Origin of the sequence: Mycolicibacterium sp. 624 (genome assembly GCF_040548615.1) — a bacterium.
GTDB lineage: Bacteria > Actinomycetota > Actinomycetes > Mycobacteriales > Mycobacteriaceae > Mycobacterium.
Genome location: NZ_JBEPRZ010000004.1, coordinates 557243 through 580045, shown reverse-complemented (window position 1 = coordinate 580045; position 22803 = coordinate 557243). Strand labels below are relative to the sequence as shown.

Here is a 22803-nt window from a genome sequence, read left to right as displayed (position 1 = left end):
ACGCGAGCCCGATCGTGGGTTTTCCCGGTCGCTGCAGGACTCTCACCCGTCGCTTCGCTCGCCCCGGGCGCTCCACGGGTGGGAGGTCCCCCAGCGTCCCGGCACCGCGGGCTAGTCTCGGGACTCGATGTCTGCTCGACGAACGACCGCGCGCCGAATGACTGCCGTGACGGCCACAACGCTGGTGGCGCTGCTGATGAGCGCGTGCGGCGCCGATACCAGCTCGTGGGTCGAGGCGGTCCCCGCAACGGGATGGGCCGCCCAGTACGCCGACGCGGCCAACAGCAGCTCCACCACGGTCTCCGGCGCCGAGTCGCTCGCGCTGGACTGGACCCGCTCGGTCAAGGGCGAGCTCGCCGCGCAGGTGGCGTTGGGCTCGGGGAACTACCTCGCCGCCAACGCCCAGACCGCCGGCGGGTGCTCGCTGATGGTGTGGGAGACCGACAATGAGGGCAGGCAGCGTTGGTGTGGCCGGCTGTGGCAGGGCGGCGGGTTGTCCGGACCACTGTTCGACGGCTTCGACAACCTGTACGTGGGGCAGCCGGGCGCGATGCTGTCCTACCCGCCGACGCAGTGGATCCGGTGGCGCCAGCCGGTGATCGGCCTGCCGCTCACACCACGCGTCCTGGCTCCCGGCCAGCTGTTGGTGACGACGCACCTCGGGCAGGTCCTGGTGTTCGACGCGCACCGAGGCGTCGTCGTCGGTACCCCGGTCGATCTCGTCAGCGGGCTCGATCCCACGGATTCCCAACGTGGGCTCGACGACTGCCAGCCCGCCAGGGCGCGCTGTCCGGTGGCTGCGGCACCCGCGTTCTCACCCGAGACGCAGATGGTGGTGCTCGGGTTGTGGGAACCCGATGCCGACGCGCCGATCCTGATCGGGATGCGGTACCGCCAGGGCCAGAAGCCGCTGCTCAACCGGGAGTGGACCAGCACGGCCGTCGGCGGTGGGCCGCTGTCGAGCCCCGTGATGTCCGCCGATGGTCAGACGGTCTACGTCAACGGCCGCGATGACCGGCTGTGGGCGCTCGACACCGCCAATGGCGAGGCCAGGTGGTCGGTTGACCTCGGGTTCCAGCCGCAGACCCCGCCTTCGGTGACACCGGACGGTTTGATCGTGGCGGGCGGCGGCCCGGATGCGCGGCTGACGGCCGTGCGCGATGACGGGGACGGCGGCGAGGTGGTTTGGACCCGCGATGACGTCGAACCCCTCTCGACATCTTCTCGGGCGGGCACCGACGTCGGTTACACCGTCGCGCGCGACGGCGAGAACGGTATGACACTGCTGGTGTTCGATCCCGCCGACGGCCACACGCTCAACGCCTACCCGCTACCGCACGCGACGGGGTATCCCGTTGGTGTGTCGGTGGGCCATGACCGGCGCGTGGTGACGGCAACCAGCGACGGTCAGGTGTACGCGTTCGCTCCCGCCTGACGAGTCAGGTGATCTTCCTCAGGCGATCATGGCGTCGATGGGTGCCCGCGGCACGGTGACCTCGAGCGCCCCGACCGACTCCGGCATCATCTCGCCCTGGCTGAAGAAGAAGATCAGCGAGTCGTTGGTGATGGCGAAGTTCTCGTAATTCGTCGGGTCCAGCCCGACCCCTGGGGCGATCGCCACCGCCTGGCCCGACTGCTTCTCCAGCTCGGCGGCCACGAGGGGTGCGATCACCGGGAAGGGCTCGGTGCCCTCGCGGAAGAGGTTGCCGATCGTGATGGGCTTGCGCATGCCCTGATCCCAGTTGAACGACTTGTAGAAGGTCTGGGGGTGCGCACCACCGACGTCCTGGAATGTCTTGAACACCACGGTCTGCGTGCCGCGCGGCGGGACCGCGGAGTTGTACTCCGTTGCCACGGTGTCCAGTTGGTAAGGCATATCGCGTGGCCCGGGCATCTTGGCCACGTTGAGGAAGCCGTCGCGGGTCTGCTTGACGTAGTCGGCGACGTTCTGTTGGTCGGGAAAGTCGACCGGATAGGTGACGTCGAGGGTGTAGGCGGGATCGGTCGCGGCGATGCGGCACATCTGGTCACCGTCCAGCACGCCAGAGAAGTCAGCGCACTTGGGTGGAGCCGCCGATGCGACGGCCACAGTCGACCAGCCGAGCGCCGTGGTGGCCGCCACCGCCAGCGCAAGTGTCGCAACGCGCATTTCAAGCCCTCCAGCCACCGGGCGGCACCGGCGCCGCACTCGACACAATACCTGCGACATCAGTGCGTGGGTCGGCAAAGATATGCCACCGCCCGGCTCGCCCGGCCTGCGCCGATCCTGGTGATGACCACCGAAAGCCGCTGGGTTCCGCGCAACCGCAGGCGCGGGCGCAGCACATCGGGGTCGACGTCGACGCCACGCACCAGGATCTCGACCGCCCCGACCTCGCGGGTCGAGAGCAGTTGCCGCAGGCCCCGTTCGCTGTAGGTGATCTCGTCGAGGACCTCGAACCCACGGACACCGTCAGGCAGCTGATCACCGGACAGGTAAGCGATCTCGGGGTCGAGCTGCCACAGTCCGTGTCGCGCGGCGTAATGGCGCACCAGACCGGCACGCACGACAGCTCCGTCGGGGTCGATGATCCATCGGCCCGCGGCAGCGACAGCGCAGTCGTCGGGATCGGCGTCGGTGATCTGTTCGGCACGGTCGAGGACGGTCGCGCGCCGCGTGACGCTTGGATCGGCGAGGCCCGCCGACCACAGGCAGGCCTCACGGACACCGCCCGCGAGTGATGTCACCTCGATCTCGCCGATGAACCCGAGCTGACCGATGGCCGCGAAATCGATTCCGGGAGCGCACTTCACGACGATGTCTCGCCCGGCATACACCTCGAGCAGCGCATCGAGCGCGGGCGTATAGGCCCGCGGATCGAACCGGCGCCGTCCACCGCTGCGCCGGGCAGGATCGGCGACTATGACCGTGTCACGCGTGACGGGGCGCAGTGCATCGGCCAACAGCAGGTCCACGCCCGCGACGTTGTTGGCGGCCATCGCCAGGCGCACGGGATCGACATCGCTGCCGACGACCTGAGCCGCAGATCTGCTCAGCGCGTCGAGTTCCGCACCGATCGAGCACGTGACATCGTGCACCACCGCTCCGGCCAGCCGCCGGGCACGGTGTGCCGCAACGGGTTCCGGGGTCGCCTGCTGTAACGCCTCATCGGTGAAAAGCCACGTCTGCGCGGTGCCGAACTTGCCGGCCGCCCGCCGCCGCAGCAGCGCGGTCTCGATCAGGACGGCCGCGCGGTCGCCGAAACTCTTTCGCGCCGAACCAATGTCGGCGATGCGCGTGGCATCGGTCAACGGGTATGCGGCAACCTCGTCGATCGCCCTGCGTCCCTGCTCGCTGCGCAGGTACGCGACGTCGTCGAGGGTGAACTGCAGAGTCAGGAGGGTTTGACTCCGGTGACCATGACGTTGTAGAACCAGCCCTTCGGCACGACACGACGCCACAGATTTGCGTCCACCCAACTCAGGGTGGTCCAGCTCTTGAACGCGAACCTCGCCCAGCCCCAGCCCAAGCGGCCCGGGGGTACCGACGCCTCGAACGTGCGCACCGGCCAGCCCAGCATCGCGGCGGTGAACTCCTCGCTGGCGGTCTCGACCTCGGTGGCGCCGGCATTGCGGGCCATCCGCTCGAGATCGCCCGGCTCGAAGGTGTGCAGGTCGACGATCGCCTCGAGCGCGGCGGCGCGCGAGGACTCGTCGAGTTCGGTCTGCGAGCGTCGCCAGCCCTCGAGGAAGGGCAGCTTCGTGACGTTGGTCGACACGTGCCACGTCAGCGTGGACAGGTTGCGCGCGTAGACGTTGCCCTTGGTGGTCGGCTCGCCGGCGAACACGAAGCGGCCACCGGGCTTGAGCACGCGCACGACCTCGCGCAGCGACAGCTCGACGTCGGGGATGTGGTGCAGGACCGCGTGGCCGACGACCAGATCGAAGGTGTTGTCCTCGTACGGGATGCCCTCGGCGTCGGCGACCCGTCCGTCGACGTCAAGGCCCAGCGACTGACCGTTGCGGGTCGCCACCTTGACCATGCCCGGGGACAGGTCGGTGACCGAGCCGCGACGGGCCACACCCGACTGGATGAGGTTGAGCAGGAAGAAGCCGGTACCGCAGCCCAGCTCCAGCGCCCGGTCGTAGGGCACCTCACGCTGGACCTCGTCGGGCACGATGGCGTCGAACCGGCCACGCGCGTAGTCGATGCAGCGCTGGTCGTAGCTGATCGACCACTTGTCGTCGTAGCTCTCGGCCTCCCAGTCGTGGTAGAGCACCTGCGCCAGCTTGGTGTCGTGCCGCGCGGCCTCCACCTCCTCTGCTGTGGCGTGGGGGTTAGGAGCCGGGTCGAAACTGGTCATGAAGGGCAGCCTAACGGGCCGCGAAGGAAGCTTTGGCGGCAGCCAACGCCGCGGGTGAGGAGTCAGCGAACCGACGGGCCCAGGCCAGTGCGGCGTCAAACACGTGATCGGGTGCCACGGTCTCGTCAACGAGTCCCATCGCCAACGCCTCCTCGGCGCCGACGAAGCGTCCGCTGAACACCAGATCCTTGGCCTTGCTCTCCCCCACCGCGCGGGCCAACCGGCGCGTCGCGCCCTCGACGGGAGCCCGGCCGTCGAGGATCTCGGTGGCGCCGACCTTGACGTTGTCACCGCTGATCCGCCAGTCGGCTGCCAGTGCCAGGGTCAGACCGCTGCCCAGCGCGTAGCCGGTGACGGCGGCCGCCGTGGGTTTGGGAATCGCCGCGACGGCGTCGACCGCGTGCCGGCACACCTCACCCGCGACCCGGGCCTCGGCGGGGTTCAGGGTCTGCAGCTCGGGCAGGTCATCGCCTATGGAGAAGATCTCGTGCCCACCGAACACTATGACGACGGTGGCGTCGTCACGCGCACCGAGTTCGGTCGCCGCAGACGCGATCTCACGGCACACCTGGCGGGTAAGCGCATTGGTCGGCGGGCGCGACAGCATCAGCGTGCCGATCCCGTCACCGACGTGGACGCCCACGAACTCCCTGGGGGTCTCGCTCATACCAGTGGAGTGTCGGCGCTGTAGCCCTGCGGCGCGCGACGGTTGCGTGCCTCGTTGTAGCGGTCGCTGTTGAAGAACTCGATCTCCCAGTTGCCGGTGTCCTTGTTGGCGGTCAGGTGGGGTTCGACGGCGACGATCTTGCGTTCGACGGCGAGCACCTCGGCGACGGTCCGACCGTTCAACGAGTCCAGCTGGGTCCAGGTCGGCGGGAGCAGGAACGAGCGGCCCTCGGCGAACTCGTCGAGACCGGCCTGTGGCGTGCTCCAGAACGCCCGGTCGGTCTCGGTGTTCTCACCGTCGGCACGCTGGCCCTCCGGCATGGCGCCGACGAAGAAGTAGGTGTCATACCGGCGGGTGCGCTCCTCCTTCGGTGTGACCCAGTTCGCCCAGGGGCGCAGCAGGTCGGCGCGCAGGACCAGTTTCTCGGTACGCAGGAAGTCGGCGAAGGACAGCGAGTGGTTGGCCAGCGCCGCGCGCTCCGCGGAGTACACCGAGGCGTCGTCCACCAGCAGATCGGCGTCGTCGGCGGGCCCGGCGAACAGCACACCGGACTCCTCGAACGTCTCCCGTGCCGCCGCGCATACCAACGCCTCGGCGAGGTCGGTGTCCACGCCGAGTCGCTCGGCCCACCATGACGGCTCGGGGCCGTACCAGGCGATGTCGGCGTTCCGGTCACGGTCGTCGACGCCGCCACCGGGGAACACCATCACGCCGGCGACGAAGTCCATCTCGGAGTGCCGCCGCATGAGGAACACCTCAATCTGACTGGCGAGGCCCTTGCCCTGGTCCCGGATCAGCATCACGGTCGAGGCCGGCCGTGGCACCAGCGGATCGGTCGGATCGGACTTTTCCGATGCGCGATCCGCCTTCGGCTCCTCGCTGAGTGTCATGCACGCCTCCTATGGGCCGCGCGGGTACGAGTGCGCCGCGCGAAATAGCGACCGTCGATCATGTCCAGGGCGATCGACTGGCCGAATGCCTTCGACAGGTTCTCCGAGGTGAGGACGTCGGTGAGCAGCCCGGACGCCACGGCGGCGCCCTCCGACAGCAGCAGGCAGTGGGTGAAGCCCTGCGGGATCTCCTCGACGTGGTGGGTGACCAGCACGGTGGCCGGTGCGTCCGGGTCCGCGGCGAGGTCGGCGAGGCGCGCCACGAGTTCCTCGCGGCCACCCAGGTCCAGGCCCGCGGCGGGTTCGTCGAGGAGCAGCAGTTCGGGGTCGGTCATCATCGACCGCGCGATCAGCACGCGCTTGCGCTCCCCCTCGGACAACGTTCCGTAAGTGCGCTCGGCGAGGTGCTCGGCACCGACGCTCTCCAGCATGTCGACGGCCTGCTCGTAGTCGACGTCGTCGTACTGCTCGCGCCAGCGACCCATGACCGCGTAGCCGGCGGAGACCACGACGTCGCGCACCACCTCGCCGTCGGGCACGCGCTGGCTCAGTGCGGAACTGCTGAGGCCGACCCTGGCGCGCAGTTCTGACATGTCGGTCTTGCCGAGCCGCTCACCCAGCACGTAGGCGGTTCCCGACGTGGGGTGCTCCATGGCGGCGGCGATCCGCAGCAGTGACGTCTTGCCCGCGCCGTTGGGACCCACCACAACCCAGCGTTCGTCGAGTTCGACCGCCCAGGTGATGGGTCCGACGAGTGTCTTGCCGCCGCGTCGCAGCGTGACCCTCGCGAAGTCGATCAGCAGGTCTGGGTCGACTGTCTCGGATCCATCGTCTCCTGCCGTGGGCACTCGCTCATCGTAGTCAGGCGCGGTGTGACGATCGCCCACCCACTGGCGGCAAGCCACCTCTTCGGCGTCAGATGCAGCACCAGTTGAACCAGCGGGCCGATGCCGAGCGCGTAGATGACGGTGCCGATTCCCACCGTGCCGCCGAGCAGCCAGCCGACGGCCAGAACGGTCGCCTCGATCGTTGTGCGCACCAGACGCACCGACAGTCCGGTCCGCGCGACCAGGCCGGTCATCAGCCCGTCCCTTGGCCCCGGGCCCAGGCCGGCACCGATGTAGAGCGCGGTGCTCACGGCGTTGAGGATGACGGCCCCCAGCATCATCGTGACCCGCACCGCGAGGTTCGATGGTTCGGGCAGGATCGCCAGGCTCGCGTCCACGGTCACAGCGATGACGATGACGTTGGCCACCGTGCCGATGCCCGGCCGGTTGCGCAGCGGGATCCACGCCAACAGGACGACCACGCCGACCGCGGCCGAGGCCACGCCGATGGTCATGCCGGTGCGCTCAGCCAGGCCCTGATGGAAGACGTCCCAGGGATCCAGTCCGAGGCCTGCCCGCACCATCATCGCCATCGAGAGGCCGTAGCCGGTCAAGCCGACCAGCAGGGCCACCCCACGGGCAGCGGCGCGCGTCACGCATGGTCCGGGAAGCGGGCGCGGATCGCGTCGAGGTCGGCACTCATCCGTCGGGCGTCGGCGTCGTCGGAGCAGCCGGCCGAACCGGCCATGCGGGGAGTGGTGCGGAAGACCCGGCCCAATTGCCGAGCCGATCGCGTAACCCGAGAGGTCCAGTTGAGTGCCATGGCTCAATACTGGCTACCGATTTCCTTGCCATCAATAGCCAGTTGAGGCAAACTGGCTGGAATGATCGAGGATCTAGCGGGCCGAAAGCTGGATGTGGACCTCTTGGTTCGCGAGCTGGGAAACTGGCGCACCTCCAATGCCAGCGGCCCGGCCTATCAGGGCCTCTCCAATGGCCTGCGCATGCTGATCGTCGACGGCCAGCTGCCGGTCGGCGCCCAACTCCCCAGCGAGCGTGCCCTGGCCGATGCCCTTCGCGTGTCCCGCACCACCGTCACCGCCGCCTACTCCGAGATGCGCGACGACGGCTACCTCAGCGGCCGCCGGGGGGCGCGCAGCGTCACGGCGTTGCCGATCAGCCGGGGTGGTGCCGTGGTCCCGACGCAGGCGACGGTGACGCTCGCCGCGGCCACCCTCGCCGCGCCCGCGGCCATCGCGGCACAGGCCTTCGCGGAGGCCGCCGAGCAGGTCACGCCGTATCTGCACGATATCGGCATCGAGTTGGCCGGCGTCGCGCCGCTGCGGATCGCGTTGGCCGAAAGATACAGTGCGCGTGGGCTTCCCACCGATCCCGACGAGATCATGGTGACCACCGGCGCCCTGCACGCGATCGGCCTCATCCTGGCCACCTACACCCAGCCCGGTGATCGGGTGCTCGTCGAACAACCCACCTATCACGGCGCGCTGTCCGCCATGGCGACCCGCGGGCTGCGACCGATCCCCGTCGCGGTGACCAGCGACGGCTGGGAGGTCGACGCCATCGACGCCGCCATGCGGCAACTGGCCCCCAATCTGGCCTATTTGATCCCCGACAACCAGAACCCGACCGGACTGACGCTGCCCGTGCCGAGCCGCGAGCATCTGGCCCGCGTCATCGCCGACACGCGAACCCGCACCATCGTTGACGAGACGATCACCGACATGTGGCTCGACGAGGCCGTCCCCGCTCCGTTGGCGGCTTCGATGACCGCCCGACGCGAGCTGGTGCTGACCGTGGGGTCGATGTCGAAGTCGTTCTGGGGTGGCTTGCGGATCGGCTGGATCCGCGCCGACCGCGCCACGCTGGCCACCATCGCAGCGCAGCGCCCGTCGATCGACATGGGCACGCCCATCTTCGAACAACTCGCCGCGGCAAGGCTTCTCGCCGCCGAGGACGAGGTTCTGCCGGAACGCCGCGACATTCTGCGTCGGCGTCGCGCGCTGCTGTTGTCGATGCTGAACGACCTTCTGCCCGACTGGCAGCCCCTGCCCGGCACCGGCGGCCTGTCGCTGTGGGTGCGGCTGCCCGCGCCGATGAGTTCCGCGCTGTCGGCGGCGGCGTCGCGGATGGGGCTGGAGATTCCGCCGGGTCCACGTTTCGGCGTGGACGGCACGCTGGAGCGGTTCATCCGAGTCCCGTACGCGTTACCCGAACCCCAGCTGACCGAGGCGATCGAACTGCTCGCGCACGCATGGCGTTCGGTCACCGGAAGCGTCGGCACCGACCACGGCGCCGTGGTCGTCTAACCAGCGCTACTCGGGGATGTCGACGCGGCGCAGTGTCCCGTCGGTGGCGTCGGCGGCCTCGATCTCACCGCGCGTCACACCCAGCAGGAACAGCACGGTGTCCAGATACGGGTGACTCAGCGAGGCGTCGGCGACCTCGCGCAGCGCCGGTTTGGCGTTGAACGCGACGCCCAACCCTGCCGCGGCGAGCATGTCGATATCGTTCGCACCATCGCCGACGGCCACGGTCTGCTCCATCGGCACACCAGCCTGCTGCGCGAAATCCCTCAGCGCCTTGGCCTTTCCGGGCCGGTCGATGACCTGTCCGATCACCCGGCCGGTGAGCTTGCCGTCAACGATCTCGAGTTCGTTCGCAGCGACGAAGTCCATCATCAACTCGTGCGCCAGCGGCTCGATCACCTGCCGAAAGCCACCGGAGACGATGCCACAGTGAAAGCCCAGACGGCGCAACGTCCGAATGGTGGTACGCGCGCCGGGGGTCAGCTCAATCTGCTCGGCGACGTCGTCGAGCACTTCAGCGGGCAGGCCCGCGAGTGTCGCCACCCTGCGGTGCAGTGACTCGGCGAAGTCGAGCTCACCGCGCATGGCCGCCTCGGTGACCTCGGCGACCGCGGCCTCCGCACCCACACGGGCGGCCAGCATCTCGATCACCTCGCCCTGGATCAGCGTCGAGTCGACGTCGAACACGATGAGCCGCTTGGCTCGTCGCGACAGGCTGTAGTCCTCGAGTGCGATGTCGACACCCTCGTCGACACCCACCCGTGCCAGTGCGGTCTGCAGCTGGGCGTAGGCGGCTCCGGTCGGCACCGACACGCGCAGTTCTAACCCCGTGACCGGATAGTCGGAGACGCCGCGGATGGTGTCGATATTGACCCCGAGTGCGGCCACCTCACGGGCGACAACGCCGAACGCCTCGGCGCTGATGGGCCGGCCCAGCACCACGATCGTGTGGGTCGACGGCTCGCGCAGCACAGCGAGGTCGTCACTGCGTTCGATGGTGACGTCCAGGCCGACGCTGTGGATGGCGTTGGTCACCGCGTCGCGCAGCTCGGCGCCACCCGCGATATCAGCTGCGCCAGCGACCAGCACGGCCAGCGTGAGGCGTCCCCTGACGACAACCTGTTCGACATTGAGCAGTTCGACGGAATGGCCCGACAGCACCTCAAAGAGTGCTGAGGTCACACCTGGTTGATCGACTCCGGTGACGGTGATCAATACCGACACCTTTGACGTGTTCACCCCTGCGAACCGCCCCGACTGCCCGCTCAGGTGCGAACGTGCTCGTCGTCGAGCCGCGTGACGTCCCCGTCATCGGGCCCGTGCGAGCGACCGACGTGTGCCTCGGCACGCATCCGTTCGACCATGTGCGGGTAGTGCAGCTCGAACGCCGGGCGCTCCGAACGGATCCGGGGCAGCTCGGTGAAGTTGTGCCGCGGCGGCGGGCAGGACGTCGCCCACTCCAGCGAGTTGCCGTAACCCCACGGATCGTCGACGACCACGGGCTCGCCGTAGCGCCAGCTCTTGAACACGTTCCACACGAACGGCAGCGTCGAGACGCCGAGGATGAACGCACCGGCAGTCGAGATCACGTTCAGTGTGGTGAACCCGTCGGTGGGCAGGTAGTCCGCATAGCGACGCGGCATGCCCTCGTCACCGACCCAGTGCTGCACGAGGAACGTGGTGTGGAAGCCGATGAACGTCAGCCAGAAGTGCAGCTTGCCGAGGCGCTCGTCGAGCAGTCGGCCGGTCATCTTCGGGAACCAGAAGTAGATGCCCGCGTAGGTGGCGAACACGATGGTGCCGAAGAGCACGTAGTGGAAGTGCGCGATGACGAAGTAGCTGTCGGTGACGTGGAAGTCCAGCGGTGGGCTGGCCAGCAGCACACCCGAAAGACCACCCAGCAGGAACGTGATCAGGAAGCCGACCGAGAACAACATGGGTGTCTCAAACGTCAACTGGCCCTTCCACATCGTGCCTATCCAGTTGAAGAACTTGATGCCCGTAGGTACGGCGATCAGGAACGTCATGAAGGAGAAGAACGGCAGCAGCACCGCGCCGGTGGCGTACATGTGGTGCGCCCACACGGCGATGGACAGCGCAGCGATGGCCAGCGTCGCGTAGATCAGCGTGGTGTAGCCGAAGATCGGCTTGCGGCTGAACACCGGGAAGATCTCACTGACGATGCCGAAGAACGGCAGCGCGATGATGTACACCTCGGGGTGCCCGAAGAACCAGAACAGGTGTTGCCACAGCAGAACGCCGCCGTTGGCGGGGTCATAGATGTGAGCGCCCAGGTGTCGGTCGGCGGCCAGGCCGAACAGCGCCGCGGTGAGCAGCGGGAAGGCCAGCAGCACCAGGATCGACGTCACCAGGATGTTCCAGGTGAAGATCGGCATCCGGAACATCGTCATACCCGGGGCGCGCATGCAGACACACGTGGTGATCATGTTGACCGCGCCGAGGATGGTGCCGAGACCACCGACCGCCAGGCCCATGATCCACAGGTCACCGCCCGCTCCCGGGGAGTGGATGGCGTCGGTCAGCGGCGAGTAGGCGGTCCAGCCGAAGTCAGCGGCGCCGCCGGGCGTGATGAACCCGCCGAGGGCGATGAGCGCACCGAACAGGAACAGCCAGAACGAGAACGCGTTGAGCCGCGGGAACGCCACGTCGGGCGCGCCGATCTGCAGCGGCAGCACCAGGTTGGCGAAGCCGAACACGATGGGCGTCGCGTAGAACAGCAGCATCACCGTGCCGTGCATGGTGAAGAGCTGGTTGAACTGCTCGTTGGACAGGAACTGCAGCCCCGGCAGGGCGAGTTCGGTGCGCATGAACAGCGCCATCAGTCCACCGATGAAGAAGAAGATGAAGCAGGCGACGCAGTACATCATGCCGATCACCTTGTGATCGGTCGTCGTCACCAGCTTGTAGATCAGGTTGCCCTTGGGACCCATCCGTGCCGGAAACGGACGCCGTGCCTCGAGTTCTCCGATTGGGGGCGCTTCGGCTACCAACAGATCCTCCAATAAGTTTCGACGGCCCGATGCCGTCGTGCCCAGGGATGCTGGTGTGAATCTTATCCCCCGAACCCCCGCCCGACACCATGGGTCCTACGAACTGTCGTATTTCGTGCCGTCGCGTCGATCGACGACGCCTAACCGACTGCGATGTCGCTGAATGTTACCGTCGGCGACGTGCAGTTATTCCGACGCCGGACGGGTTTGATCGCCGCGACGGCCGCTGTCGCGACGGCCGTCACGATCACACTGGTGAGTGGCTGCGGCGGCGCCGAAGGTGACCAGAATCCACCCACGCTCAACGCCGCCGACGCACCCGTCACCAGTACCACCAGAATCGCGGGCGCCAACGTCCTGGGCAACCAGCGCAGACCCGACGAGTCCTGCGCACCCGACCCCGCGCCGCTGGACGACGGGCCCGACCGGCGCGAGGTCCGGCACGCGGCGGGTAGTACCGAGGTCCCCGCTGACCCGCAGCGCATCGTCGTGCTGTCCGGCGACCAACTCGACGCCCTGTGCGCGCTGGGGTTGCAGTCGCGCATCGTGGCTGCCGCCGTGCCCGACGGGATACAGAGCCAACCGTCCTACCTGGGCACCGTCGTGCACGAGGTACCCGCCGTGGGTGAGCGCACCGCGCCCGACCTGGACGCGATCAGGGCCGCGACACCCGATCTCATCCTGGGTTCCGAGTCGCTGACCCCGCAGGACTTCGGTCCGTTGTCGGAGATCGCACCGACGGTGTTCACCGGCCCGCCAGGTTCGGCGTGGCGGGACACGCTGCGGACGGTGGCCGAGGCCACCGGGCGTGGCGGCGCGGCGAGTCGCCTGATCGAGGGCTTCGACACCGCCGCCACCGACACGGGCAACCAGAACGACGCCACCCACTTCCAGGCGTCGGTGGTGCGACTCACCGACAAGACGCTGCAGGTCTATGGCCGAGAGGACTTCGCGGGCAGCGTGCTGACCGCGGCGGGCGCCGATCGCCCCGCTGCCCAGCGGTTCACCGACAAGCCGTACCTCGAGATCTCCATCTCCAACCTGTCCGACGCCGACTTCTCGGCCGCCGACGGCGACATCGTCTATCTGTCGTTCGACTCCCCCACCGCGCGGGCTCACGCGCCCGAGGTGCTCGAGAGTGCCGCTTGGCGACGGTTGTCGGCGGCCAACGACAACCGCGTGTTCGCCGTCAACGACGAGGTGTGGCATACCGGCCAGGGCATCATCGCGGCCCGCGGGATACTCGACGACCTTCGCTCGCTCAACACACCGATCAACTAGGACCCAGCTTCACCTAGGACCCGGCTCAGCGATGAGTCTGGCGGCGCCCGCAGGTCTATCTTCCGACCGGAACCATCAATACCTCGGGAGTGGGCATGGGCCTCATCCACATCGAACTGTTCGCAACCCTCGACCTCGTCGGGCAGGCGCCCGGCGGCCCCGACGAGGACCCCGTGGGGTTCCCGTTCGGCGGCTGGCAGGCACCCCTGATTGACGAGGTCGCCGGGGCGCAGATCGGCGCCGCGTATGAGGGCACCGACGCCCTGCTGCTCGGCAGGCGGACCTATGACATCTTCGCCGCCTACTGGCCACACCAGCAGGCAGACGGTGAGGACGGGGCGATCGCCACCCTCTTCAACAGCGTCCCGAAGTACGTGGCCTCCCGCGGCAGACCCGACCTGTCGTGGTCCGGGTCCTCGCAGCTCGGCCCGGATCTCGCCGACGCGGTGCGCGAGATCGGTGACCGACACGAGCATGTGAAGGTCGTCGGGAGCCTGAACCTGGTGCAGACCCTGCTGCGCGAGAGGCTCTTCGACCGTCTCGACCTCTGGGTGCACCCGATCGTGCTCGGCGTCGGCAAGAAGGTGTTCGACGGTGGCGCGGTGCCCACCAACCTCACACTCCTCGAGCCGCCGGCAGCCAGCCCCAAGGGCACGGTGTACCTGCGCTACGGGCTCGCCGATGGCACGCCGGGGACGGGAGACATGAGCGCACCCGATCGCGGCGCGCGGTCCGATGACTGAGGGCGCGCTAGCCGCCGTGCCCGACCTCGTGCAGCGCCTGCTGGCCGAACTGGCCGAGCGCCAGCGCATCCTCTGGCAGCACCAGATCACCACTGTCGATGCGATTGCGCAGGTAGGCGAAGGTTTGCGCGGTCTGCGCGAAGAGGTGCTCGCCAGCGCGCAGCGTGGGACGCTGCGTGCCATCCGACGTCGCGAACTGAGGTAGCGGCTTGACCTCGGTGTCGTAGTCGACGTTGAAGAACAGCGGAAACGAGTACCGCTCCTCGCGCACCCTGCGCACGCGATGGCTGGTGGCGACGAACGCGCCGTTGGTCCACAGTTCGAGCAGGTCTCCGATGTTGACGACGAGGGTTCCGTCCACCGGGGGCACGTCGATCCACTCCCCCTCGCCGTTCATCACCTCCAGACCGGGCGCGGTCGGCTTCAGGAGCGTGAAGCACTCGTAGTCGGTGTGGGCACCGATGCCCAGGCCGTCAGTGGCATCGGGGTTGTACGGATAGTGCACGAGGCGCAACTGACTCGGTGTCTTGGATGCATGTCGGGAGAACACATCGGGGTCCTCGCCAAGCGCGACCGCGAACGCCCACAGCAGCTGCTGCCCCACCTCGAGAACCGCGCCGTAATACGCCGTGACCGCGGTGGCGAAGCCCGGCACGTCCGGCCACGCATTCGGGCCGAGCATCGGGTTGCCTGCAACGTAGTCGGGGTCGTCCTCGGGCAGGTCCAACGCCGTGTCGAACGCCTCCTTGAAGTCGGGCGGGCCGGTCTCCATACCCTCCTCCCCAACCGGTACGTAGCCGCGGTGACAGCGCGATAACCCGATGTAGGTGCGCATCTTCTCCTCGACCGGCAGCGCGAAGAAGGCCTTGGTGGCCTCGAGCAAGCGATCGAACAGTGACTCGTCGATACCGGTGCCGCTGATGTAGAGGAAGCCGACATCGCGTGCCGCCCTGCCGATCTCGGCGGCGACGCGTTCGCGCTCGGCCCGGTCCCGTGACCGAAGCCCGCTGATGTCAACGATCGGCACGGATGTGAATGCTGTTGTGCCACTCATGTATCGATGTCTCCTTCAGTTCGATCGATGGCCCACCGCGCACCGTTGGCCTGGACCTGATTCTCAAAGCACCCGATGCCGAGGGCCTGCCATCTCGCCTCGCCCACCGTGTCGATCACCACCACACCGCCGCCGGCCCAGCCGAAGAGCGTGCCCACCCGGACCAGTAGCCCAGGGGAACCATCGGGTGCGCGCAGAAACCTGGCGCCGCACGGTGACGACGGTCCGCCGTCGCGGACCCAGTGCTCGACGTAGTTCTCGTGTATGCCCGTCTCCACCAAAGTGTCACCGTCCCAGGCCATCCTGCCCGCGTCGGGAAGCGGGCCCTGCGGTTCGAGATCGATATCGCGGTGCCATTCGAAGACGTCGCCACCCACACCCAGCGTGCCCGCGAAACCACGCGAGTCGACGTAAGCGGTTGGGCCCTGCAACCAGGTGACGTCGGTTCCCGTGTCGCGGGAGCCATCGACGTTCACCAGAAGCGTCCGCCGCCACAAGCCCGCGTAGTCGGCTGCCACCAGAACCGTCACGGGTTTGCGAACCGATCGTGGAAGTGCTGTGTCAGCTCCGGCCACACGTGCGGGTCGTGGCCCGGGATCAACTGATAGCCCTTGTCACTAGCCAACTTCTTGAGTCTGCGGATCGGCTCTATCGTCTCCTCGGGCTCAACGTCGATGAACCCACCGATCGCCAGTTCCTGTTCGATGTTCTCGGTCAGATCCGCTGCGTCGAAAGCGAACACATACCCTTCCACGCCCTCGCCGCCGGTAACCGACTCATCGAGTTCGACCACGAAGCTCTGGTGGCCCGGGGTGTGGCCGTACGTCGGCACCGCCGTGATACCCGGCGCGACCTGCGCCTCCCCGTCGGCGAGGCGCCACTCGATGTTCGGGTCATCAAAGTCGACCCGGACTATGGCGTTGCGCTCCGGCTCGGGGTGGTTGGACAGCCCGTACTCGAGTTCGCGGCGCTGAGCGTGCACCGGCACCTTGCCCGCGAACAGCTTCAGTCCGCCGGCATGGTCGTGGTGCAGATGGCTGACCGCGACGGTGTGGATATCGTCGAAGTCGACCCCGACCTCGGCCAACCGCTGCTCGATGGGTTCGCCGGGACCGGGCAGCACCGGCCGGTACTCAACGGTCGGGAAGAACCGCCGATACAGCGCGGGATCCCGTACCAGCGCGGTGTTGAACCCGGTGTCGAGCAGCACCCAACCGCCGTCGGTCTGCAGCAGCACACCCGGCACCGGCTCGCGCATACGCTCCTCGGCCGGCGCCCCGTACACCGACACCGACTTCGGCAGTTCCTCCCAGCCCAGCGTCAGCAGGATGATCCTGCGGACACCGCTGCGGCGGATGAGTGTCGCCATCAGCCCACCGACAGGTTGAACAGTCGCAGCGAGTTCGGGTTCGTCACGACGTGCGCCTGCTCCACGCCCTTCAGCCAGGGCTGGGCGACCATGAAGTCATCGACGTCGGCCATGTTGAGCCAGCAACCCGTCTTGATCGCCTCCTCGGCGGCGGTCGAGAACGGTTGTGGTGCACCACTGTTCAAACCCTCTCCCAGAGCTGCCGTGATGGGCGGTGCGGAGCACCCCAGATAGTTCAGCCCGCCGTCGGGGTCGAAGGTGATGTGTCCCCACGTGTACGGCGAGGGGGCGTCCGGCCATGCGGTGGCCGAGAAGATCTCCGGGGCTGACTGCCCGTCGGTGCCGATCCAGCCGTAGATCTCCGAGGTCGGATAGCTCTGCACCTTCGCGGTCAGCCCTGCCGCGGCGAGCTGAGTCTGAATCAGGTTGCTGATCAGCTGGTTGTCCGGGTTCGACGAGTCGTACCCGATGGTGATCGACTTCTGGTCGGCGGGCAGGCTCGCCGCGATGTTGGTCAGTATCGACGGATCGTGCGTCACGGACTGCTTGGCGAACTCCGGTGCCATCATGTTCGGCGGGTAGACCTGCTCGGCCTTCTTGCCGCGGCCGAAGTAGGTCTGCTTGACCAGGGCGTCGACGTCGATCGCCGCCACCACTGCGTTTCGGTTCGCGACGTCGGTGAACATCCCCTTGCGCGGGTTCAGGTAGAGGTAGTTCGACATCATCGAGGGCAGCGAGTAGTGCGCGTAGGTGTCGTCGTCGAGATACTGCTCGACGGCCGATGACGGCAGGTCGTGCATGATCGCGGCGATCTGACCGTTGTTGAACTGCAGCTGTTGTGCCGAGACGTCGGTGATGACGGGGATCTCGACCTTCTCGAAATACGGCTTCTCGCCCCAGTATTCGGGATAGGCGGCCAGCGCGTAACGGGACCCGACCTCCGCGGCGGTCAGCGTGTACGGGCCGGTGCCCAGATCGTGGTTGGTGAGGTAGGTCTGTGCGTTGTCACCGCCGGCGTTCTTCGCCAAGCCCTCGGGGCTGACCATGCGGGGCCCGTAGGGCGACGCGAGATAGTCGAGGAATGCCGAGTTGGGCGCCTTGAGGGTGATGGTGGCGGCGTAATCACCCTGTGTCGTCACCGATTCAACGTCCTTGACCATGTAGGCCGGGCCCTGGTTCACCGCCGCGCGCCGGTCGAACGACGCCTTGATGGCCGCTGACGTGAACGGGGTCCCGTCATGGAACGTGACACCCTCGCGCAGCTTGAAGGTGAAAACTCTGTGGTCGGGTGACTCGGTCCACTCGGTCGCGAGCAGCGGCTCGATCTCGGGCTTGGCTGTGCCGCCCTTGTACTGCAGCAGGCCCTCGTAGGTGTTCGTGGTCAGGAGCAGACCCTGACTGGCGTAGAAGATGTCGGGGTCCGGCGGCTGGCCGGGGTCCTGCAGGAACGACACGTGCAGCACCTTGTCGGTCGGCGCGGCGCTCGGAGTGCCACCACCGGAGTCCGAACCCCCGCATCCGCTCAGTGTCAGCACGGCTGCGAAGCCGAGTGCCGAGAGGGCGCGAAATCTCATACGCTTCAACGTCATCGGGTGGCTCCTTCGAGAACGGGGGTGGTCGGGTGCAGCGTCGCGAACGCGTCCAGGATCTCCTCAGTGCTGCGCACAGCACCTGCCTGCAGGTACTCCATCGCGTCGAGCGCGGCGTCGTGGCGGTACTGCGACGAGCCACCCACGCAGTCGGCGACCACCCTGACGTGGAAGTCGCGCTGATGGGCGTCGGCGAACGTGTAGTGGACGCACACGTCGGTGAGACCGCCCACCAGGATCAGCGTGGAGGCCTTCAAACCTGACAGCACGATCTCGAACTCGGTGCCGATGAAGCCCGAGTAGCGACGCTTGACGATGTGGAACTCCAGGTTCGGTCCGTCCAGATCGGGTAGCAGTGACGGGTGCAACGCCGTGCCGGGTCTGCCGTCGACGCAGTGCACACCCTCGGTGCCGTCCAGTTCGCGACCGAAGTCGATTCCGCTGGGGCGGTGGACTTCCTGAAAGAACACGATCGGAATGCTGGCGGCCCGCGCCGCGGCGATCAGGCGCTGTGCACGTTCGATTCGGCCGTCGTAGCCGGGCATGTGGGCGATACCCACCTCGTCGGCCGGCATGTCACCGGCCTCCTGCATGTCGACGACGACCAGAACGGGGTTGTCCACGATGAGTGGCTGTTTCGGCACCTATCCTCCTGTGATTGCGATACGTGGGTCGGCGGCCGCCTGGAGTAGGTCCACGGCGGTGTTGATGAAGACGTAGATGGCGCCGAGCATGATGGTGACGCCGGCGATCGCCGGGAAGTCGGCGACCGGAATGCTCTGCGCGATGTACTGGCCGATGCCGGGCCACCCGAAGACCTGCTCGACGACGAGAACGCCCGAGAACATCAGACCCACCTGCAGACCTGTCATGGAGAGCGCGGCACCAACGGAGTTCCGCAGCACGTGTCGTGCCATGATTGCGCCCTCCGAGAGTCCCTTGGCGCGCGCGGTTCTGGCGTAGTCGCTGTCGATGTCGCCGAGCAGGCTGCTGCGCAGCACCCGGCCGATCGCCACGGCAGGTCCGATCGCGATGACGAGAGCGGGCAGGATCAGGTGGTGCAGTGCGTCGGCCACGACGTCGAACCGTGCGTGCAGCAGGCCGTCGACCGTCAGCAGGCCGGTGGGCCCGTCGGGCGGATTCGGCAACCCGGTGCGCCCGTTGGCCGGAAGCCAGCCGAAGCTCTGATAGAAGACGATGAGCCCGAGGATCCCGAGCAGGAACATCGGCGCCGATGATCCGGTGAACAGCACCGCGCGCAGCAGGCTCGCACCGCGCCACCGCAGTGTCGTGCTGAAGGCCAGCAGCACCGCGAGCAGGATCGCGATGACCAGTCCGAACATCGCGAGTTCCAGTGTGGCGGGCAGAAAGTCCCCGAGATCGGACAGCACCGGGTGACGGGTGCGGTAGGACGTACCGAGGTCGCCGCTCGCCGCGCCGGTGAGGTAGTGCCAGAACTGCACCAGCACGGGCTCGTTGAGTCCAAGTGCCTCCCGGCGGGCGGCCACGGCATCGGCCGAGGCCTGCGCACCCAGCTGCGCCTTGACGGGGTCCAGCGGCGAGATGTGCTGCAGGATGAACATCACTCCCGTGAGTGCGACCAAGATCGCGATCATCGCGCCCAGCCGGGCCGCCACGAATGTCTTCACCGCTCTCCTCTGCTCTTCATCAGATTGCGCAGACAGTCCCCGGCGATGTTTCCCACCAGCGCCAGAACGAGCACACCGAGACCGGGCATCACCGGAATCCACCACTGCTGCAGGAAGTAACTGAGGTTGCGAGCGGAGTCAGCACCCAACTCCGGTGCGGGAGCGGACTGCCCCAGCCCCAGGAACGACAGTGCTGCCAGCGTGAGGATCAGCGTCCCGATGTCCAGGCTGGCAGCCACAATCGCGTTGGGCACCGCACCGGGAAGGAGGTGCCTTCCCGCGAGCCGAAATGGGCTCACGCCAGCGAGTTTCGCGGCCTCGACGTGCGGGCGCGCGGCCAGCCTGGCCACCTCGCCTCGCACCAGCCGTGCATAGAACGGCCACCACACAATGGACACGGCGATCAGCGTGTGGGCGAACCCGGGTCCGAGTGCGGCCACCACAGCGATCGCCAGCACCGGTGCGGGTAGTGACAGGAACGCGTCGGTGACGCGCATCAGCACGGTGTCCACCCAGCCCCCGGTCGCGCCGGCGATCAGACCGACCAGGCCACCGATGAACAACCCGACGGCGACCACCACCAGTGCGGCGAACCAGCTCGAGCGGGCCCCGTAGAGCACTCGGGACAGGATGTCGCGTCCGATGCTGTCGGTGCCGAGCAGGAAGCCGTTCCTCCCTGGCGACTGCAGCGGCATACCGACCGGTGTCAACGGGTCGTATGGCGCAAGGATCGGCACCGCCAGGACTATCAGCGTCACGACGATGACGAGTGAGAAGCCGATCCAGTTCACCACCATCGGGTTGACCCGTGGAAGTGCCGGGATCCGGCGCCCGGGCTGACGCGCCAGAGGCACATCGGACAGTGCAATCGCCATCAGATCGCCCGCCTCTCGATACATGCCACCTGATGCGGATTGCCCGGTATGCCCTCGAGGCGGACGTCGAGTTCGGCGCCGCTGCACGCGTCGACGGCGATCGGGCAGCGCGGATGGAATGCGCAGCCGGCAGGAGGTGACAACGGGCTCGCGGGTTCACCTGCCAGCGCCCGGGATTCACGACCGAGATCCGGGATCGAGTCGACGAGCGCCTGCGTGTACGGATGAGCGGGGTCCCGTATCACCCTGTCCGCAGGTCCGATCTCGACGATGCGGCCGAGGTACATCACCGCGATCCGGTCGGCGACCACGCGGGCCACAGACAGGTCGTGGGTCACGAACACCACTGACATGTCCAGGCTTCGACGAAGGTCACCGATGAGGTTGAGCACCGAGGCCGCCAGCGACACGTCGAGCGCACTGGTCGGCTCGTCGCACAGCAGGACGGACGGGGGGACGACGGTGGCCCGTGCCAACGACACTCGCTGGCGCTGACCACCCGACAGCTGGCCGGCACGCGACTTCGCGACGTCGGCGGGCAGCCCGACGCGCGTCAGCACCTCGGTCACCGCGTCCCGGCGCTGCGCACGCGACATGGACGTGCCGCGCAGACGTTCGGCGATGAGCTCGCCCACCGACAGCCACGGGGTCAGCGAGGCGCCGGCATCCTGGAACACCATCTGCGGCCTGCGGCCTGCCAGCTCGACCGAACCGGACGTGGCCGTCTCGAGTCCTGCGATCACCCGCAGCAGCGTCGACTTGCCCGACCCGCTCTCACCCACCAGTGCCACCGACTCGCCGTGCCCAACCGTCAACGAGACTCCGCGCAGCGCATGCAGTTTGCCGTGGTCGCCCGGGGAGCGGTCCAGCCAGCGCCTGGCCACCGTGAACGTCTTGGTCACGCCATGGCACACCACTGACGGCGGTTGCGCGGCGCGGTCGGAGGATGGCGCGGCGAACGGCTCAGGCGTATCCGTCGAGGGCGCTGCGGCCGGGGTCGCCTCGAGGTGCTCGACGACGGCGACACCGTCGGCGTGGCCGAGCGCCACGATGCACGCGCTGACCCGATCCGGCGCGATCGCGACGGGTTCCGGTGGCGTTTGCCCGCAGGCGTCGGTGGCGATCGTGCAGCGCGGCACGAACGCGCATCCCGGTAGCGGGTCGGTCGGGCTGGGCACCGAGCCGGCGAGCGCGGTGAGCCGTCGGTCCCTCGGTGTGTCCAGCGTCAGTCGCGAGCGCAGCAAGCCGTGGGTGTAGGGATGACTCGGTGCGCCGAGCACGTCGGCGGTCGGACCGATCTCGGCGATGCGACCCGCGTACAGGACGGCGATGCGGTCGGAGATCGCAGCGGCCACTCCGAGGTCGTGGGTGATCAGCACAATGCTGCAGCCGATCTCGTCGCGCAGCCGCTGGAGCAGCCGCAGAACCTGGGCCTGCACCGTGACATCGAGTGCGGTTGTCGGTTCATCGGCGATGATCAGTTCGGGATCACCCGCGATGGCCATCGCGATCATGACGCGCTGGCGCAGTCCGCCGGAGAGTTCGTGGGGAAACGCGCGCATCCGGCGCTTGGGCTCCGGTATGCCGACTGCGGTGAGCAGGCGAAGGGCCTCCGCGTCGCTGCCCGCGGCCTCGGCGACCTGCTTTCCGATGCGCATGGTGGGGTTCAGCGACGTCATCGGGTCCTGGAACACCGCACCGAGATCGAGCCGTCTGACCTTTCGCAGCGCCTTCGCGTCACCGGAGACCATGTCCGAACCGGTCACGGAGGCAGTGCCGTCGATCTTCGCGTGCTTGGGCAGCAGACCCAGCAGGGTGAAACCCAACACGCTCTTGCCGGAACCCGACTCGCCGACCAGCCCGAGAATCTCACCGGGGGCGATCGCCAGCGACACACCGCGGAGCGCACACACATCACGGCCGTTGCGGCGGAACGTGACCCGAAGGCCGTCGACCGTCGCGACGGGATCCGCCGTCGGCGGGACCGCAGCACGCACGGCAGGCGCGTCGACTGTGGAGACGGCGATTCCCATCGAAGCACTCCCGGTGTGAGGCGGTTGGTTGGCTGCGGCACCACGTCGTGCTGCTGGCCTGTCAGTTGACAGTTTTCACGGCGCGTGACCCCGACGGGTGTCGCTGGCGTAACCAATTGACGCCGTACGTAACCGCTGCGTATCG

General features: G+C 67.7%; 22 protein-coding genes. 4 read left to right on the top strand and 18 right to left on the bottom strand.

Features of this window, described 5'->3' with window-relative positions:
- Positions 1 to 157: 157 nt before the first annotated feature.
- On the top strand, positions 158 to 1435 hold the full coding sequence (locus tag ABIA65_RS19315) for a BamB-related PQQ repeat family beta-propellar protein (RefSeq protein ID WP_354524598.1): 1278 nt from the start codon (positions 158 to 160) through the stop codon (positions 1433 to 1435).
- 18 nt (positions 1436 to 1453) lie between these two features.
- Here ABIA65_RS19315 and ABIA65_RS19310 read toward each other — a convergent pair whose 3' ends face one another.
- The 8 genes from ABIA65_RS19310 to ABIA65_RS19275 are packed head-to-tail and all read right to left on the bottom strand — an operon-like array spanning position 1454 to position 7550.
- Positions 1454 to 2149, bottom strand: a complete 696-nt coding sequence (locus ABIA65_RS19310; protein WP_241399941.1) for an esterase — start codon at positions 2147 to 2149, stop codon at positions 1454 to 1456.
- Between the two features lie 59 nt (positions 2150 to 2208).
- On the bottom strand, positions 2209 to 3378 hold the full coding sequence (locus tag ABIA65_RS19305) for a THUMP-like domain-containing protein (protein WP_502919595.1): 1170 nt from the start codon (positions 3376 to 3378) through the stop codon (positions 2209 to 2211).
- On the bottom strand, positions 3375 to 4343 hold the full coding sequence (locus ABIA65_RS19300) for a class I SAM-dependent methyltransferase (RefSeq protein ID WP_354524596.1): 969 nt from the start codon (positions 4341 to 4343) through the stop codon (positions 3375 to 3377). Before ABIA65_RS19300 ends, ABIA65_RS19305 begins: the two co-directional genes overlap by 4 nt.
- 10 nt (positions 4344 to 4353) lie before the next feature.
- The gene (locus tag ABIA65_RS19295; protein ID WP_241399945.1) at positions 4354 to 5010 is read right to left on the bottom strand and encodes an enoyl-CoA hydratase; all 657 of its coding nucleotides are present in this window, start codon (positions 5008 to 5010) and stop codon (positions 4354 to 4356) included.
- On the bottom strand, positions 5007 to 5900 hold the full coding sequence (locus ABIA65_RS19290) for an NUDIX hydrolase (protein WP_241399947.1): 894 nt from the start codon (positions 5898 to 5900) through the stop codon (positions 5007 to 5009). The genes ABIA65_RS19295 and ABIA65_RS19290 overlap by 4 nt, the downstream gene beginning before the upstream one ends.
- Complete coding sequence (locus ABIA65_RS19285) at positions 5897 to 6748, bottom strand: ABC transporter ATP-binding protein (RefSeq protein WP_241399949.1); 852 nt, start codon at positions 6746 to 6748, stop codon at positions 5897 to 5899. The genes ABIA65_RS19290 and ABIA65_RS19285 overlap by 4 nt, the downstream gene beginning before the upstream one ends.
- Entirely contained in the window at positions 6697 to 7383 is a 687-nt protein-coding gene (gene yczE, locus ABIA65_RS19280) for a membrane protein YczE (protein WP_502919587.1), read from the bottom strand. The genes ABIA65_RS19285 and yczE overlap by 52 nt, the downstream gene beginning before the upstream one ends.
- A complete protein-coding gene (locus ABIA65_RS19275) occupies positions 7380 to 7550 on the bottom strand; it encodes a hypothetical protein (protein WP_241399950.1) in 171 nt (56 codons plus the stop codon). Before ABIA65_RS19275 ends, yczE begins: the two co-directional genes overlap by 4 nt.
- A gap of 61 nt (positions 7551 to 7611) precedes the next feature.
- Here ABIA65_RS19275 and yczR point away from each other — a divergent pair, with 61 nt between their 5' ends.
- A complete protein-coding gene (yczR, locus tag ABIA65_RS19270; protein WP_354524595.1) occupies positions 7612 to 9054 on the top strand; it encodes a MocR-like transcription factor YczR in 1443 nt (480 codons plus the stop codon).
- Between the two features lie 6 nt (positions 9055 to 9060).
- Here the strand turns inward: yczR and serB are convergent, their stop codons facing one another.
- Both serB and ctaD read right to left on the bottom strand, forming a co-directional pair.
- Positions 9061 to 10293, bottom strand: coding sequence for a phosphoserine phosphatase SerB (gene serB, locus ABIA65_RS19265; protein WP_241399954.1), 1233 nt, complete (start codon positions 10291 to 10293; stop codon positions 9061 to 9063).
- A gap of 26 nt (positions 10294 to 10319) precedes the next feature.
- Positions 10320 to 12065, bottom strand: coding sequence for an aa3-type cytochrome oxidase subunit I (ctaD, locus tag ABIA65_RS19260; RefSeq protein ID WP_241399956.1), 1746 nt, complete (start codon positions 12063 to 12065; stop codon positions 10320 to 10322).
- Between the two features lie 180 nt (positions 12066 to 12245).
- On the opposite strand from ctaD, the gene ABIA65_RS19255 reads away from it, so the two are divergent.
- Complete coding sequence (locus ABIA65_RS19255) at positions 12246 to 13346, top strand: iron-siderophore ABC transporter substrate-binding protein (RefSeq protein ID WP_354524594.1); 1101 nt, start codon at positions 12246 to 12248, stop codon at positions 13344 to 13346.
- 95 nt (positions 13347 to 13441) lie between these two features.
- Positions 13442 to 14089, top strand: coding sequence for a dihydrofolate reductase family protein (locus ABIA65_RS19250; protein ID WP_354524593.1), 648 nt, complete (start codon positions 13442 to 13444; stop codon positions 14087 to 14089).
- Between the two features lie 7 nt (positions 14090 to 14096).
- On the opposite strand, the gene ABIA65_RS19245 is transcribed toward ABIA65_RS19250, so the two are convergent.
- Genes ABIA65_RS19245 through ABIA65_RS19210 form a run of 8 tightly spaced genes read right to left on the bottom strand, consistent with a single transcriptional unit; the run spans position 14097 to position 22658 of the window.
- Positions 14097 to 15143: an isopenicillin N synthase family dioxygenase gene (locus ABIA65_RS19245; RefSeq protein ID WP_354524591.1), complete on the bottom strand. Its 1047-nt coding sequence runs from the start codon at positions 15141 to 15143 to the stop codon at positions 14097 to 14099.
- Positions 15140 to 15673 carry a hypothetical protein gene (locus ABIA65_RS19240; RefSeq protein WP_354524589.1) on the bottom strand — a complete coding sequence of 178 codons (534 nt, stop codon included), beginning with the start codon at positions 15671 to 15673 and terminating at the stop codon, positions 15140 to 15142. The genes ABIA65_RS19245 and ABIA65_RS19240 overlap by 4 nt, the downstream gene beginning before the upstream one ends.
- A complete protein-coding gene (locus ABIA65_RS19235) occupies positions 15670 to 16512 on the bottom strand; it encodes an N-acyl homoserine lactonase family protein (protein WP_241399965.1) in 843 nt (280 codons plus the stop codon). Before ABIA65_RS19235 ends, ABIA65_RS19240 begins: the two co-directional genes overlap by 4 nt.
- Positions 16512 to 18101: an ABC transporter substrate-binding protein gene (locus tag ABIA65_RS19230; RefSeq protein WP_354524588.1), complete on the bottom strand. Its 1590-nt coding sequence runs from the start codon at positions 18099 to 18101 to the stop codon at positions 16512 to 16514. The genes ABIA65_RS19235 and ABIA65_RS19230 overlap by 1 nt, the downstream gene beginning before the upstream one ends.
- On the bottom strand, positions 18098 to 18745 hold the full coding sequence (locus tag ABIA65_RS19225; RefSeq protein ID WP_241399968.1) for a cysteine hydrolase family protein: 648 nt from the start codon (positions 18743 to 18745) through the stop codon (positions 18098 to 18100). The genes ABIA65_RS19230 and ABIA65_RS19225 overlap by 4 nt, the downstream gene beginning before the upstream one ends.
- A complete protein-coding gene (locus tag ABIA65_RS19220; protein WP_354524587.1) occupies positions 18746 to 19750 on the bottom strand; it encodes an ABC transporter permease in 1005 nt (334 codons plus the stop codon).
- A complete protein-coding gene (locus tag ABIA65_RS19215; RefSeq protein ID WP_354524586.1) occupies positions 19747 to 20625 on the bottom strand; it encodes an ABC transporter permease in 879 nt (292 codons plus the stop codon). The genes ABIA65_RS19220 and ABIA65_RS19215 overlap by 4 nt, the downstream gene beginning before the upstream one ends.
- Positions 20625 to 22658 carry a dipeptide ABC transporter ATP-binding protein gene (locus tag ABIA65_RS19210; RefSeq protein WP_354524585.1) on the bottom strand — a complete coding sequence of 678 codons (2034 nt, stop codon included), beginning with the start codon at positions 22656 to 22658 and terminating at the stop codon, positions 20625 to 20627. The genes ABIA65_RS19215 and ABIA65_RS19210 overlap by 1 nt, the downstream gene beginning before the upstream one ends.
- Positions 22659 to 22803: the final 145 nt, after the last annotated feature.

What these genes read in the sequence shown, in the direction of transcription:
- ABIA65_RS19315 (WP_354524598.1), top strand. Translation starts at nt 158, where the DNA reads ATGACTGCCGTGACGGCCACAACGCTGGTGGCGCTGCTGATGAGCGCG.
- ABIA65_RS19310 (WP_241399941.1), bottom strand. Translation starts at nt 2,149, where the DNA reads ATGCGCGTTGCGACACTTGCGCTGGCGGTGGCGGCCACCACGGCGCTC.
- ABIA65_RS19300 (WP_354524596.1), bottom strand. Translation starts at nt 4,343, where the DNA reads ATGACCAGTTTCGACCCGGCTCCTAACCCCCACGCCACAGCAGAGGAG.
- ABIA65_RS19295 (WP_241399945.1), bottom strand. Translation starts at nt 5,010, where the DNA reads ATGAGCGAGACCCCCAGGGAGTTCGTGGGCGTCCACGTCGGTGACGGG.
- ABIA65_RS19290 (WP_241399947.1), bottom strand. Translation starts at nt 5,900, where the DNA reads ATGACACTCAGCGAGGAGCCGAAGGCGGATCGCGCATCGGAAAAGTCC.
- ABIA65_RS19275 (WP_241399950.1), bottom strand. Translation starts at nt 7,550, where the DNA reads ATGGCACTCAACTGGACCTCTCGGGTTACGCGATCGGCTCGGCAATTG.
- yczR (WP_354524595.1), top strand. Translation starts at nt 7,612, where the DNA reads ATGATCGAGGATCTAGCGGGCCGAAAGCTGGATGTGGACCTCTTGGTT.
- ABIA65_RS19250 (WP_354524593.1), top strand. Translation starts at nt 13,442, where the DNA reads ATGGGCCTCATCCACATCGAACTGTTCGCAACCCTCGACCTCGTCGGG.
- ABIA65_RS19245 (WP_354524591.1), bottom strand. Translation starts at nt 15,143, where the DNA reads ATGAGTGGCACAACAGCATTCACATCCGTGCCGATCGTTGACATCAGC.
- ABIA65_RS19235 (WP_241399965.1), bottom strand. Translation starts at nt 16,512, where the DNA reads ATGGCGACACTCATCCGCCGCAGCGGTGTCCGCAGGATCATCCTGCTG.
- ABIA65_RS19230 (WP_354524588.1), bottom strand. Translation starts at nt 18,101, where the DNA reads ATGACGTTGAAGCGTATGAGATTTCGCGCCCTCTCGGCACTCGGCTTC.
- ABIA65_RS19215 (WP_354524586.1), bottom strand. Translation starts at nt 20,625, where the DNA reads ATGGCGATTGCACTGTCCGATGTGCCTCTGGCGCGTCAGCCCGGGCGC.
- ABIA65_RS19210 (WP_354524585.1), bottom strand. Translation starts at nt 22,658, where the DNA reads ATGGGAATCGCCGTCTCCACAGTCGACGCGCCTGCCGTGCGTGCTGCG.